Source organism: Deltaproteobacteria bacterium (assembly GCA_020845895.1).
Lineage (GTDB): Bacteria > Lernaellota > Lernaellaia > JACKCT01 > JACKCT01 > JADLEX01.
Genome location: JADLEX010000053.1, coordinates 77,525 through 91,386 on the forward strand (window position 1 = coordinate 77,525; position 13,862 = coordinate 91,386).

The window sequence follows — 13,862 nt, forward strand, 5'->3', positions numbered from 1 at the left end:
AACGCGCCCGGGCCGGCATCCATGCCGGTTTTTTCGTCAGAAGATGAACCAGAACGGATCGATGACGTTCATGAGGAAGGGGCTGAATTCGCGGTCGATCGCCTGCTTTTCGGCCCGACGATACCAGTACGCCGTCGATGCCTGCCACAGGTAGCGGAAGTCATACGAGGTCAGGCTGCGTTCCCAGGAACTCGAAAGCGAGATTGGGTAACGATAGTGCGCTTCGCGCCGCCGCATCAGATCGAGAAACTCGTCCGTCGTGGCAAGGGCGGTGTCGAAGTGCCGCAGCGCCACCGTCTCGCCGCCCGAATCGAGTCCGATCTCCGCCCTCCGCCGCGCGATTGCCCCGGCGTACAGCGCATACGAATGCCCCGCGCGAAGCGCGTTGACGCGGAATGCGTCGCGCATCTCGTCGAACCATGCGCGTGAATCGTCCGGCACACCCGTGCCGAGGGACTCCACGTCATCCGCGACCGCGTCGAAACGCACCGCCATCGCTCCGAGGTCGGCCAGGGTTTCGGTTTCGAATTCCGCGAGCGCGCCCGCGTCCATCGCGTCGATCTCCGAAAACATTACCGGTTGGGGCTGCGTGGCGGATCCCAGCAGGTAACCGATTTCGTCAAAGGTGTCCTGCCCGGTCAGGTAGGACACCATCTCCTGATTGATGAGCGCATGTTCTTCGAGGGAGATGAGATCGAGCAGGGCGGTCGTCATCGCCCCGGCGTCGTTTCCGAAGATCCCCGTGAACTCGCTCAGCACGTCGGACAGATCCGCACTCGCGTCAAACGTCATCCGCGCGACGGCCCAGTCGCTCAGCCAGTAGCCCCACTCATGCCCCGACGTGAACGTCACGTGTCCGTCGATGTTTTCGTCCGCGAGCAGCCGGATGTCGCGCCAGCGGTTGAGGATGTACACGGGCAGGAAGAGCGGTACGTCGATGTCGAACGACACCCAGTAGGCCGTCTCGGGGTAGTAGTAGACCTTGCGCTCGCCCACACGGTCCAGCATCCATTCGTACATGAAGCGAAAGCTGTCGTTCTCGTAGGTCGGCGCGGGACCGAGCAGGTCGTAGAACTGCACCGTGTGCGGATACACGCCCATGCGCGGGTCGGCGAACTGCGGCAGGAAATTAAAGTTCACCCCGTACGTGTCCGAGTGCTGCCCCGACGAGACGTGCACTTTCACCGAGGCATCCGTGCCGGGGTAGCGCTCCGCGAGGTACGCGACGGTGTTGTCCATCCACGCGACCTGCAACTCGTCGTTCGTCGGTGTGAACTCCGAGGTGCCCATCTCCAGGTTGATGTGGTCCCACGGTACGCGCATGAGGCGGTCGATATTCGCCTCCATCTCCTCGCGGCATTCGCAACCGAACCACGGCACGATCTTCCAGGCCTTCTGCTGCTGAAACACCCACGTCACGACGATACCGATCTTCATGCCGCGCGCATGCGCGTAATCGACGATCGCGCGGAAGTGATCCTCGGTCGCTTCGAAATCGACCGTGCGCAGCAGCTCCCACTGCATGTAGTTCTGGCGATTGCGCACGTGCCAGTCGATCAGACGCTTCGCGTATTCGAGATAGTCCGGCCGGTCGCGCTGCAGGAACTCCGTTGCCTCGATGGGGTGCATCGTGTGGATGTGAAAACCCCGTCGTGCATACGAGGGCGATTCGACGAGGTCGAGCGCCTCCGGGATCTTCCCCTCGAATTCGGGCACGTGGTCCTGTTCCGGGTGAAAGAATCGCATCCCGAGAATCTCGAGCAGCCGATACAGACCAAACTGGACGCCGCCCGCATCGCCGCCCGCAATGACCACGGTCGGCCCAAGCTCGGTGTCCGACCGACGAATTCGGTAGGCTTCCGAGCCCAGTTCGCGGAGTTCGACGCTCGTGAAGGCGGAGTCGGGCGCGTTCGGGTCTTCCAGAATGACGATGAGCGACGCCGCCGTCGCCGGAAGTTCGTTCGCGATGACAACGGCCTCATCGCCCAAGCGCCAGGCCGAGCGGGCTAGCAGCGCCCGGGCGTCGCGCGCCGCCATGTCGATGACCGATCCCGCATTTTCCGGCACGACCAGCACGATCGCCCCGGCCGTGTCGCCGAAATCGTCGTCCGAGGACTCTCCGGAATCGTCGTCATCACCGGCATCGCAAGCCCACGCACCAAATACGACGGCGACGAACAAAGCGAAAAGGAGCGACAGGCATCGACGGGAGCGCACGATCGGCCATCCGGAAGGGTTCGAGGTTGCGAATCGACACGAAGAACGCGTTGCGTTTTTATTGTGCGTCCCGGCGACGGCTTGTCAACGCGGATTTGTGACGACGCGACGGGCGGGACAGCGAACGGGGAGCCGGCTCAGACTGTGGGAATCGCCAAGTCCGGAACTTCGGGGACTTCACCCGTCGGCGGTAGCGGTTCCTCGCCGAGCAGTTTCGACACGAGGATCGTCGCTCCGGCGACCGAGGCCGGCATCATGATGAAATTGAAAACCGGGATCAGCATGTAGACGAAGCAGACCGCGCCGAAACCGAGCGCGGTCGCCTTGTAGCGGAGGATCAGATCCTTCTTTCGGGCGAAGTCCATCCGGCGCACGTCCATGGGGAAGTCCCAGAACTCCCACGCGAGAAAAAAGAACGCGACCACGGTCTGCATCACGGTGGCGAAAATGTTGCCGATGACCGGGAGGAAGTGGAACAGCAGGCAGCCGCCCTGAATGAGCAGGAAGAGAACGATCTTCTTCACCTGTGTCCCGAGCGAACGCACCACATCCGCGACGAGTGACGTGCCCTGAGGCGCGGTTTTTCGACCGAGTCGGATCTCGTCGACCTTCTCGGAGACGACTTCCATGAAGGGACCCGCGAGGATCATCCCCACTGCGGTGAACGTGAAGATGAGAACGAGCGAGAAGACCGCCGCGATGACGAAACCGAGCGCGTAGAACGCGAGCTTCATGTACCAGGTTTCGGGATCCTGGAAGATCCAGTGCAGAAGCGCCGAGAGGTTCGAATAGAAGAACCATGCGCCGAGGCTGTACACGAGCGTGTTGATCGCGACGGGAACCGCGAAGTACTTCATGAGCTTCGGATTGGCACGCATGAAGCGGACACCGTCGAGCGGCGCGGCGAGTCCCATGCGAAACGGCGTCAGCGCCTCCACCTCACGCCTCCAGGCCGAACAATCCGGACAGATCGTTCCACAGCGCGATGAGGTCTTCGAGCACCTGACGGATTCCCTGCGGATCGGGGTCGGCGAAGAAGGAACCGATGTCGATCGCCAGAAAGTCCGGAATCTCCTCGATGGCGAGCGTGAAGGGCTCGTCGATCAGCACGATCGGCAGCACGCCGAGGTACTGGAGCAAGTCGTTCGCCGACGAAAGATGAAACGGATTGGGCTCGAAGTGATCGACGTCGGCCGCGGAACCGTCCTTGAACGCGGCGCCGAGATCGCGCGCGAGGACGCGGATCGCCCACACGAGTTCGGGATCGAGCGTGATCGCGTCGCCGATCATCACGGGATCGATGCCGTCGTTGTAGACGCCGTCGAAGTCGGTGTCGAAATAACGGAGCTGGTCGTCGATCTGCTGGTCGCGCTCGTACGCGAGCTGCACAAACGCCCGGTCGATCCGCTCGAATGCGTTGCCGAAGTCGATGCCGACCTGCTGCATGAATGCCGCGCCGTCGGGGCCTTCGAGCGTCAGCAGATCCGGCGTCTCGGGATTCGCGAGCAGGTCCTCGAGAAAGGCGAGATACATGTCGATGGTCGTGATCGTGTCCGCGCCGTCGGGGACCGTCGGCAGCGCGAGCGACGCGATGTCGATGTCGATGTTGTGCGCCAGCAGGAAATTCAGCAGGCCGTTCATGATCGCGCTGACCGCGCCGATCATGTGCAGGTCGGCCTTGTCGAACTCGCCGCCGAGATTCACCAGCTCGATCTCCATGACCGAGATGCGATATCGCTCGAGATCGAATCGAAAATCGGGTTCCTCGGCGAGCTCGGCGTACAGTCTCTCGGACTGGCTGATCTTGCCGACCAGCACGTCGTCGAGAAATTCGTGGAGCAGATCGCTGAATCCGGGTTTGGTTTCGGCGGCGGCCTTGGCATAGGTCTGCGCGGACGTCGAGCCGAACCCGAACGAGGAGAGCGTGGTGACGAGCTCGTCGATCAGGTTGGTGAACGACATGACGTCGGCGAGAATCGCGCCGAATCGCGCGTCGGTGCTCGTCTCGTCGATTTTCAGGGCCGCATTGAACGCGTCCGACGCGGCGGCACCGTTGCCCTCGACGAGATAACCTTTGCCGATCGAGACGATCTCCTCGAGGCTCGGGTCTTCCTCGGTGTCGAATTTGTATCCGCAGGCCGACAGGCAGACCAGCAACGCGGCCAGTCCGGCGATCATCCACGCACGACGCACGGGCGACCTCTTTTCATGGAAGGAGCGATGCGCCCGACCGGCGCGGCTCATGACGCGAAATGTTTTCCCGTTTTTGCGTCAGTGCGTCAAGCACGCCAGCGTGTCGAAGATCGTGCCCGGGTAATCGAGGCAGACGACGATATCGGTCAGGGCGTCCTTGAAGGCGTTTGCGTCGGGATTCCGGAAAAACGCCCCCAGGTCGATGCTCGTCGTGGGCAGGATCGGAGGCAGGACAAAATCGTCCGGCCATACGTCGTTGAGTGCGGACAGGTCGAAGGCGTTGGACGCCTCCGGATCGATATCGAGTTCCGTTTCGTCCCAAAAACTCGCGCCGGCCAGATTCAGCATCTCGACGACGAGCGGCATCCACATCATCAGACCGTCGGACATCGGGTCCAGATTCCCAAGGATGTATGCTTCGCCCGTGTCTCGCGCGCCGTTGCCGTTGGCGTCGTCGTAACCGAGCGGCCCGTCCGGATCGGAGACCGTCGCCAGCGCCTCGGCCAAATGGAGCGCACCCTGCCCGAATGCGAGCCCGGCACGGGGCATCCGCCACTCGGCCTGCGGATTGGCGAGCAGGAAGTTCGGGAACTCGGGATCGGTCAGGAATCCCTCGATCATGTGCAGCAGGCGTTCGTTGTATTCGTCGGCGTCCATCGAGTCCGCGTCCAGGTTCATGAAGTCCATGAGCGCCGCGAAGTCGAAGTTCAGGTCCACCGCGAGGGCCATGTCGATTCCGCCGCGCAGGAACCGCGTGACGGCATCGATGAACAGAATGTCCGCCCGATCCCACGTCCCCGAAAAGACCAGAAACTCCTCTCCCTGAAGTCGAAGCGGAATCGACCCGACTTCAAAGGTCAAGGAATCGTCGGCAATCGCCGTATCGATGTGCCCGATCATGAGATCGAGGTGGTCGTCGAAGATCTGGTCGATGAACATCTGAATCACGCGACCGGGACCCGGCGCCACTTCGTCGGCGACGCTTCCGTGATCCCCGGAATCCGACCCCGATTTGACGGCGGACTTGGCCGCCGCGCCCGACTCATCCGGCGACAGTGCACCGGCGAAGTTCACACCCTGGTCCGCGAAATTCACGATCTGCAGGACATCGGCAAGCACGAGCCCGAAGTTCGCCTGCGCGTCGCCGGGGCGAACGCGGTCCGCTTCTTCGAAATAGACGTACGCGTCGTCGCCCTGCCCGTCTTCCAGCGCCTGCTTGCCGGCCGACATGAGCACATCGTAATCGGGGTCCGGAGGCGTGCCCTCGATGGACTCCCCGCATCCCGCGGCCAGCAGCAGAATCAGGCAGAATCCGTGAATCCACGCACGCGCCATGCGAAGAACCCCCCACACCGATCCGAATGAATTGATGGGTTATTTCACATTGCCGCAAGTCGTGTCAAACAGGCGCGCGTCGCGCTATTTCGTTTGAATCCACGCTTGATAGGCCGAACGCCACGACTGGTAATCCGCGAGCGCCTGCCCGCCGCCGTGGTGCCGGTTCAGGTGCGTTTCCCAACTCTTCCCGTGAAACACCACGTTGTCCATCAGCGTCGGCAACGCGGTCGACGTCGCCTTGTTCACGACAAACAGAATTTCTCCGAGATCGCCGCCGGGGTGGCTGTCCACGTAGTAGACCACGTCCGTACGCATCCGGTCCGCCTCGGTCTTGCGAAACTCGGGCGGCAGCGGCGCGATGCGCCACGCGCCCTGGTTTTTCTTCAGCTCGACGGCCTTGTGCTTGTATTCGATCATGTTCACGTTCTGGCCGGTCTTGCAGCACTCGCCCATGCCGGCGAGCTTCCACGCCGCCTCCCACGGAAACGCCGATTGGTCCTCGTCATGGCGAACGCACATGCGACGCGGCGCGACGAACGGCATCACCAGAAGCTGGTACATGATCGGTTCGCCGTTTTCGACGCACGTCGCCGCGTCGAAGACATACGGCAACAACGTCTTGCGCTTGTCGGCGAGACTCCCCGACGCCGGATACGCGTCGTCCACGAGGTCGAGGTGCTCCATGTCGGTGATGACCATCCAGGTCGTGACGGGATCGAAGGGCGCGAAAAAGCGCATCCACCCGGCTTTCAGTCCGCCGTCGGAGTCCAGCAGTTTCGCCACCGGCTTGCCGGCGTAAAGCTTCGTCGTTTCCTCGACGGAAAGCCCCACATCCGGAATTTCGACGCGAAACCCGGCGTTGCGTTCCGCGAATGTCGGCACCGTCCACACCGTCGACTTCGCCGCGAATGCGAGCCCCGCCACGAGAGCGACGAGACCGACCGCGAAAACAAACCGTTTCGACATGGCTAACTCCAAAGCCGCGCGGGCGCGGCGGGATCGAGAAAGCGAAGAGCGTTCTCGCGGTAGATGAGCGGCAGATGCTCCCCGGCGAAGGGGTAGCGCCCGACACTGTCGATGGCTTCCTGATAAGCATACGGCACGTTCGGCCAGTCCGATCCGAAGCACACGCGATCCGCGTTGCGGGCCAGGCGCTCCTCGTCGCCGCGCCAGGTGTTTTCGAACAGCGTCGTGCGCGTGTTCACCATGGTCGTGTCGAGAAACATGTTCGGGCAGTCGTCCAGCATTGCGAGAAAGTCGCCGAACTCCGGTGCGCCCATGTGCGGAACGCAGATCCGCAGGTCGGGAAATCGGCGCATCAGCTTCGCGAAATGCGGCACGCCGACAAATTCGTTCGCGACCGGCCCCGAGCCGATGTGCATGGTGATCGGGATTCGGCCCTCGCGGCAGGGCTCATAGAGTGCGTCGAGACGTGGATCGTTGACATCGAAGCGCTGCACGAGCGGCTGGAACTTGAAGCCGTGGATGTGCGGCGACGCGAGCGCTTCTTCGATCGTTTCGCGCAGGTCTTCGTCGTCCGGGTGAACGCTCGCGAAGGGTCGGAAGAGCGGCGCGCGCGCGCCCACCTCCATCATGAAGCGATTGAGCGACCGCGCTACGCCGGGCTTGTGCGGATACGACAGCCCTACCGCCGCGACGACGCCGTGAGCCGCGAGGGTCGCGGCGATGTCCTCGACGTACTCGCGATGCACGGGCCAGTCGCGTGTCTCGAAGTACTCCCACACGGCCTCGAACATGCGTCGTGGAAATACGTGCGTGTGCAGATCGACGATTCCGCCCGGGAATGCGGTCGTCATCGAGATTCCCCGGCGCCGCGTGCCGCCGGTTTGATCATTTCGCGCGCCGCGGCCAGCGCCGCGTCCGTCACATCGAGTCCCGCGAGCATTCGCGCGATCTCCTGTTCCCGTTCTCGACCTTCCACCTCGCGCGTCGTCGTCACCGTCCGTCCCCTGCTCGTCTCTTTTTTCACCACGACGTGCCGATCGGCGAAACCGGCGATCTGCGGCAGATGCGTGATGCAAAGGACCTGATGATCGCGCGCGATGGCGGCGAGCTTGAGCCCCACGATTTCGGCCTGCGCGCCGCCGAGCCCCGAATCGACCTCGTCGAAGACCTGGCAGGGTACGCCGTCCGCGGCCGCGAGGCTGTTCTTGATCGCGAGCAGAATGCGCGAGAGCTCGCCGCCGGAGGCCACGCGGGCCAGCGCGCGCGGCGTTTCGCCCGCGTTGGCCGACAGAAACATTTCGGCGCGTTCCGCACCGTTCTCGTCGATGCGCTGTCCGTCGATTTCGATTCCCGCCCCGGCGGGCAGCGGCTCGAAACGCACCTCGAACTTCGCACCCTTCATTCCGAGATCCGCGAGCTCGGCCTGAACGCGGCGAGCGAGTTTTGTCGCGGCGGCGCGCCGGACCTCGCTCAGCCGATTCGCGGCGGCCGTCAGCTTTTCTTCGGCCGCGCGCGACTCCTTCTCCGCGCCGACGATGGCCGCGTCGAGCGACGAAATTTCGGCCAATTCGCGACTCGCCCCTTCGAACGTGTCCAGCACCGCGCCCAGCGAACCGCCGTATTTTTTCGACAGCATCCGCATGGCGTCGAGACGTTCGTCGATGCGCTCAAGTTCGCCCGGTTCGAGTTCCAACGATTCGAGATATCCCTGCGCGGCGCGTCCGGCATCTTCAGCGGCGGCCGCAAGCGTGGCCAGCGCCTGCGCCATCGGTTCGAAACTCGGATCGATCGCGAGTGCGTCCTCGACCTGCCGCTGCAACCGCCCCGAGCGTTCGGAAATCGACCGCTCCTGCTCCCAGCACTCGGCCAGCACCGATTTCGCCGCCGCTCCCAGCTTCTCGGCGGAGACCAGGACGCGACGTCGATCGCGCAGTCGCTCGTCCTCGCCCCGCTCGAAACCCGACCCCTCGATTTCGCGAATGACAAAGCGAAGGTAATCCGCCCGCGCGGTCGCCTGGCGTTCGCGATCACGCAGGGACGCCAGTCGGTCCCGCGCCGCCACCACGGTCCTATAGCCCTCCACGACCGGCTCGCGAACGTGGGGAGCGGACCCGAATTCATCGAGGATGTTCAGATGCGTTTCGGACGAGAGCAGTCCCTTCGAGTCGTGCTGACCCGAAATGGCGACGAGCGCGTCGCCGATCGCCGCGAGCTGCGCCAGCGTGGCGGTTCGTCCGCCCATGAAAACGCGATTCGGCCCGTTCGCAGTGATGACGCGGCGGATGATGAGCCGCCCGCCCTCCACGAGACCCTGCGCTTCCAGATCGGCGAGCAGCACGGGCACGGTCGTGAGATCGAAAATCGCCTCGACCTCGGCGCTCTTCTCGCCGTGGCGAATCGCGTCGGCGCTCGCGCGACCGCCGACGGCGAGGTTCAGCGCGCCGACCAGGATCGACTTGCCCGCGCCGGTCTCGCCGGTCAGTACATTGAGCCCGGGGCCGAGCGGGAGTGTGAGATCGTCGATGATCGCGAGATGCCGGACGGTGAATTCGACGAGCAACGCCGCCTCCGGCTACGCCTCACCCCAACGCAGTTTGTCTCGAAGCACTTCGAAATAGCTCCGGTTGGGGCTGACGAGCTTGGTGAGGCGGGATTCGGAACGGCGCACGGTGAGGCGACCGCCCACGTCGAAGTGCGTAAATCGATGACCGTCCGCGGTGACGAGGACTTCGCGGTTTCGCGACGTGACCTCGATGTGCACCTCGCGATCGGCCGGGATGAGCATCGGACGAAACGTGAGACTATGCGGGCAGATCGGCGTGAGCAGGATTGTCTGCATGGCCGGGTGAAGTATCGGCCCGCCCGCCGATAGGCTGTACGCCGTCGAACCGGTCGGTGTCGAAATGATGAGGCCGTCTCCCCGCACGAGCGTCACGAGGACGTCGTCAACCATCACCCGCAGCTCGATAACGCGCGCCTCATCGGATTTGTTGACGACGAACTCGTTGAGCACGGATCGGTGAAGAGGCGGGCCGCCGTCGACCCGATACTCTCCGTCGAGCATCATGTGCTCGCGCGTCCGCAATTCCCCGGCGAGGGCGAGGCGAAGCGTGTCGTAGAGTTCGCCGATACCGACCTCGGTGAGAAACCCGAGTCGCCCGAAGTTGACGCCGAGCACGGGGACGTCGCGTTCCTTGGCCAATTGCGACGCGGCCAGGAAGGTGCCGTCGCCGCCGAGCACGACGAAGACATCCGCGCGATTCGCGAGTTCTTCGGAATCGACGCCGTGGTCGATCCCGTACCGGGACAGTTCCGTCAGATAGAGCGGTTCGACGCCGTTTTCACGGCACCATGAGATGAGCGTCCGCGCCGCTTCGCCGGCATGAGGGTTGGCACGAATCACCAGGATTCCGACGCACTTCACAGGGCCGCTCCGGTCGAATTCGCGACACCCTAGCAAAGTCGGTCCACGCGGGAAAGGGCCGCCCGCCTCGTTTCGCCGGCTCGCAACCCGGGTTACATGGGCGGCACGGAACGAACGATCGACGCGTGATATCCGCCGGTGTCGGGATCGCGCTCGGTCAGATCGAGTTGGCGGTCTTCCAGCACGTCGTTGCCGTCGCGGTCGCGCAGCACCTTGACCGTCGGCCGAAAGACGTCGCCGCGCGACGCATCGACCACGAGCGCGGTTTCTTCCGTCGTGAGCTGAACGTACGTGCCGGGGGGATACATCCCGAGTGCGACCAGAAAGTGCGCCAGCATGCGCGGCTCGAATTCCGCGCCCGCCATCTTGATCATGCGCAGCGGAATCTGCTCCGGATGCGTGTAGACGGAACCATGCATGAGATTGTCGTAGATGCTGGCCATCGAGATGATCGCCGCCGCGGTGCTCATCGCGCGCTTGTCGGCCAGGTGCGGGAATCCCTCGCCGTTGAACTGGCGATGGTGCTCGAACACCGCGATCTCGGCGAGCAGCGGCACGCCGGGAATCGAACGCAGGATGCCGAGCCCGCGGATCGGGTGCTCCACGTAGATCCGATTGTCGTCGGAGATGAGCACCACGCCGTCCCTCGTCTTCGGCGGGATATCCATGAGACCGATGTCGTGCAGCAACCCGGCGGTCACGACATCCGGCAGCAACGTCGGGGACACGCCCATGGCCCGCGACGCAAGGTACGCGATGATCGCGGTGTTGATGCTGTGCGCGAACAGGTCGTCGGTGGCGTGCCGCGTGTGCAGTCGCGACGCCACGGCGAAGGAGTCGACCTGCATCGCCGCGACGAGCCGGTCGCGCAGCTGATTGAGCAGGTCGAGCGTCGGCGTTCGCCGGGGGTCCACCAACGAAAGGCCGAATGCCTTGAGCGCCTGCTTGAGCGACGCGTAGATGTCGCGGGCTTCATCGGTATCGGTCGAGACGATCGCTCCGCCCTTGGCGATGTCCACGCGTTGGATGATGAGGTTCTTGATGCCGACGCCGGCCAGCGCGGTCATCGGGTCGCCGCCCTTGTCCCAGATCTCGTGCGGCGCGAGCACGAGACCGAAGAATGCCACGATCTCCGCCGGCGTCACGCCTTTGCGCACGGTGAGCGAGTCGATCTGCCGACCCGCGAGCGTCTTGTAGAGCGGCTGCACGTGCGGCATCAGGCGCGAGAGCGGCACGCGGTCGTACACGAACTCGCCGCCGAGCAGGACGATCGTCCACGATTCGTCGTGTTCAAGGTGGTCGCGCATCTGCGCAATCACCTTCTGGCTGCTCGTCGTGAGAAGCGGGTGCCCCTCGGGGTAGAGGGTCCTGCTGCGCATCGTGAGCGTCAGAGACTTCAGGATCTCCTCGGTGTGACGAAGTCGCGTCCGCTGGTCCTGCCCGGTCCCCGTGAGTACCCCGCTCATGGCGTATCCTCTACCGCGTCGTGCCGACGACCGAGACAATCGAGGCAGATCTGCCGGATCGACTTGTTCCAGCTCTTCGAACCGCGCACGAGCGCCTGCACGGCCTCCGCGCCATCGAACCTCGTCAGGGCGTCGGCGGCGGCGCGCACGACCGTCTCGCTGTGTCGCGACAGAAGTCCGCCATTGACATAAGACCCGAGCGTGGGAATCGCCACTTTGACGCGGATTCCGCCGAGGGCTTTGATCGCGAGCAACTCGGCCTGCTCGTCGCCGAAAAACGGCGGCTTCTCCGAGAGCTGTTTCACCAGGAATTCAGCACCCCGGTGCGAGTCTGTGAAGTGCGCCATGGAGAGAATCGCCTGATGGCGGACCGATGAATCACCATCCCGGACCAGGCGGATGAGGGTTTCAATCGCGGTGCCGTCTTTGGATACCCCGAGCGCGCGGGCGACTTCCTTGCGCACGCGGACTTCCTGGTGACGAGAGGGTTTGTCGAGGAGTTCCACCATGTCTTCGGGTTTGAGACGCGCGATCACCGCGACCATATTGCGTACGACGTACCAGAGCGGATGACCGAGGTATCCCGTCGCCTTTTCCACGCACTTGTCGCCGGCCTCGCCGAGGACGTCGATCAGGATCGCACGCGTCGCCCGGTGGTCCTCGCGGGTGAGCGCGTCGAAGACGGCGTCCCACGCGGCCGGCCCCATCGCCGTCAGGATCCGCGAAATCGCCGGACTCTCCTCCTTGCCCCACTCGTTGAGAGCACGAACCAGATCGCCAGTCAGTTCGGGCTTCCGGATGCGCACCAAAACGCCACGCGCCACCCGTTGCGAGAGTTCGTGGTCGTTTTTCTTCGACGCGTGTTTTCTCAGAAGCCGAATCGCGCGGTCGGCGAGCGCATAGCGACCCGTTTCGATGAGAGTCAGGATCCGCTCGTCCATGCCCAGCGCGTAGAACTCGTAGGCGTCGTTGCCCCGGGCGAGTTCGAGCAAATCGACAAGGTTGTCGGTCGCCCTCTCCTCCATCACCGGTTCGGCCATCTGGCGCAGGATCTCGGGCATCTCGACGTACATGTTTTCGATGTACTCGTAGATCGGCATCTCGCGGGACACCTGATCGCCCTGCGTGCCGGAGATCGTCTCGGCGAGCCGTTTCATCCCCGCGCGATCCTGGGGGAGCTGCTGGGCGCGGTTCATCTTCTCGGCGAAGCGCGTGTCGTGGCGCAGGTCGAAGTCGGCCACGATGCGCCCGATCTCACCCAGAATCTCGGTCTCGTTTCGGGCGTTGACGTAATATTGATAGGTCTTCAGGAACTCGGCGTCCGACGAATAGTCGGGGTGCAGCCCCTCGAAGAGCGACTGCGCGATCTGGCGCGACCGGTAGGCGGCGAGATGCTCGGCGACCGACTGCCCGAAGATCGTGCGGTCCAAGTTCGCGTGATCTTTGTCGAGACGCACCGCGTGTTGCATGACGATATAGCGGGTGACCGGGTTGAGGTGGTCGAGCGCGCGCTTCAAATCGTTTTGAAACACCGCCGCAGCCTCCGCGCCCTCGGCCTGCGAACCGGCGGCGAGCGAACCCATCATCTGAATGAACAGGTCGGCGGTTTTCGACGCCTCCTCGCGGTCCGCGTCGCGGGCGATCGCGCCGTCGAGGATCGAGGCGAGGCGAGGCGCGTTCTGAATCAGACCGCGCATGAAGTCGAGATCGGCCGCCGAGATCTTCTCGTGCGTCGCGGCGAATCCCTTCGAAAGCCGCCTCCAGACCTCGGCATCCGAGAGCGCATCGAGCTTCACCTCGAGGTCGCCATCCGAGATCTTGTAGTCGATTTCGGTGATTTCGACGGAGGTGATCCCCTTGAGCGCGAGGAGCTTGCGGTATCCACCCGTCTGCCGGGCTTCGAAGGGATCGACATCAAGCGTGTTCAGAAACGACGCGAGCTCCTGCCGCCCCACGCCCTGGTGGAAAATGATCTGGCTGACGCTATGCTGGTGCAGCGCGCGCGAAAGCGTCGTCACCGCTTCCTCGCCGACGCGTTCCTCGCCGTCCACATAAAGGCGGTCGTGGCCGACGTTGATGACCATGGCCGGTCGCTGGTGGAAGTACTGTTCAAAATAAAGAAGAAGCAGGTCGAGCGCGCGGTCTACCGTGGGATGGCCGCTGGGGTACATGTTGTGCTTCTTGATGAGGCGGGCGAAGCCGGAAAGGACCAGACTCGTCGGCGAATTGCTGTGGAAACTCTGGACCATCACGTCCCC

Annotated in this window: 10 protein-coding genes; all 10 read right to left on the reverse strand. The window is 63.7% G+C overall.

Annotated elements, in window-relative coordinates:
- Positions 1-36: 36 nt before the first annotated feature.
- Positions 37-2,217, reverse strand: coding sequence for a hypothetical protein (locus IT350_06905; GenBank protein ID MCC6157766.1), 2,181 nt, complete (start codon positions 2,215-2,217; stop codon positions 37-39).
- A 137-nt stretch (positions 2,218-2,354) separates the two neighbouring features.
- On the reverse strand, positions 2,355-3,155 hold the full coding sequence (locus tag IT350_06910) for an EI24 domain-containing protein (protein MCC6157767.1): 801 nt from the start codon (positions 3,153-3,155) through the stop codon (positions 2,355-2,357).
- Between the two features lies 1 nt (position 3,156).
- Positions 3,157-4,410: a hypothetical protein gene (locus IT350_06915; protein MCC6157768.1), complete on the reverse strand. Its 1,254-nt coding sequence runs from the start codon at positions 4,408-4,410 to the stop codon at positions 3,157-3,159.
- Positions 4,411-4,488: 78 nt separating this feature from the next.
- Entirely contained in the window at positions 4,489-5,745 is a 1,257-nt protein-coding gene (locus IT350_06920) for a hypothetical protein (protein ID MCC6157769.1), read from the reverse strand.
- 84 nt (positions 5,746-5,829) lie between these two features.
- Positions 5,830-6,714 carry a hypothetical protein gene (locus IT350_06925; protein MCC6157770.1) on the reverse strand — a complete coding sequence of 295 codons (885 nt, stop codon included), beginning with the start codon at positions 6,712-6,714 and terminating at the stop codon, positions 5,830-5,832.
- Between the two features lie 2 nt (positions 6,715-6,716).
- A complete protein-coding gene (locus tag IT350_06930; GenBank protein MCC6157771.1) occupies positions 6,717-7,565 on the reverse strand; it encodes an amidohydrolase in 849 nt (282 codons plus the stop codon).
- Positions 7,562-9,274 carry a DNA repair protein RecN gene (gene recN, locus IT350_06935; GenBank protein MCC6157772.1) on the reverse strand — a complete coding sequence of 571 codons (1,713 nt, stop codon included), beginning with the start codon at positions 9,272-9,274 and terminating at the stop codon, positions 7,562-7,564. The genes IT350_06930 and recN overlap by 4 nt, the downstream gene beginning before the upstream one ends.
- Positions 9,275-9,286: 12 nt before the next feature.
- Complete coding sequence (locus IT350_06940; protein MCC6157773.1) at positions 9,287-10,138, reverse strand: NAD(+)/NADH kinase; 852 nt, start codon at positions 10,136-10,138, stop codon at positions 9,287-9,289.
- A 92-nt stretch (positions 10,139-10,230) separates the two neighbouring features.
- The gene (locus IT350_06945) at positions 10,231-11,604 is read right to left on the reverse strand and encodes an HD domain-containing protein (GenBank protein MCC6157774.1); all 1,374 of its coding nucleotides are present in this window, start codon (positions 11,602-11,604) and stop codon (positions 10,231-10,233) included.
- Positions 11,601-13,853: a HEAT repeat domain-containing protein gene (locus IT350_06950; GenBank protein ID MCC6157775.1), complete on the reverse strand. Its 2,253-nt coding sequence runs from the start codon at positions 13,851-13,853 to the stop codon at positions 11,601-11,603. The genes IT350_06945 and IT350_06950 overlap by 4 nt, the downstream gene beginning before the upstream one ends.
- Positions 13,854-13,862 lie beyond the last annotated feature (9 nt).

What these genes read in the sequence shown, in the direction of transcription:
- IT350_06925 (MCC6157770.1), bottom strand. Translation starts at nt 6,714, where the DNA reads ATGTCGAAACGGTTTGTTTTCGCGGTCGGTCTCGTCGCTCTCGTGGCG.
- IT350_06930 (MCC6157771.1), bottom strand. Translation starts at nt 7,565, where the DNA reads ATGACGACCGCATTCCCGGGCGGAATCGTCGATCTGCACACGCACGTA.
- IT350_06950 (MCC6157775.1), bottom strand. Translation starts at nt 13,853, where the DNA reads ATGGTCCAGAGTTTCCACAGCAATTCGCCGACGAGTCTGGTCCTTTCC.
- IT350_06945 (MCC6157774.1), bottom strand. Translation starts at nt 11,604, where the DNA reads ATGAGCGGGGTACTCACGGGGACCGGGCAGGACCAGCGGACGCGACTT.
- IT350_06920 (MCC6157769.1), bottom strand. Translation starts at nt 5,745, where the DNA reads ATGGCGCGTGCGTGGATTCACGGATTCTGCCTGATTCTGCTGCTGGCC.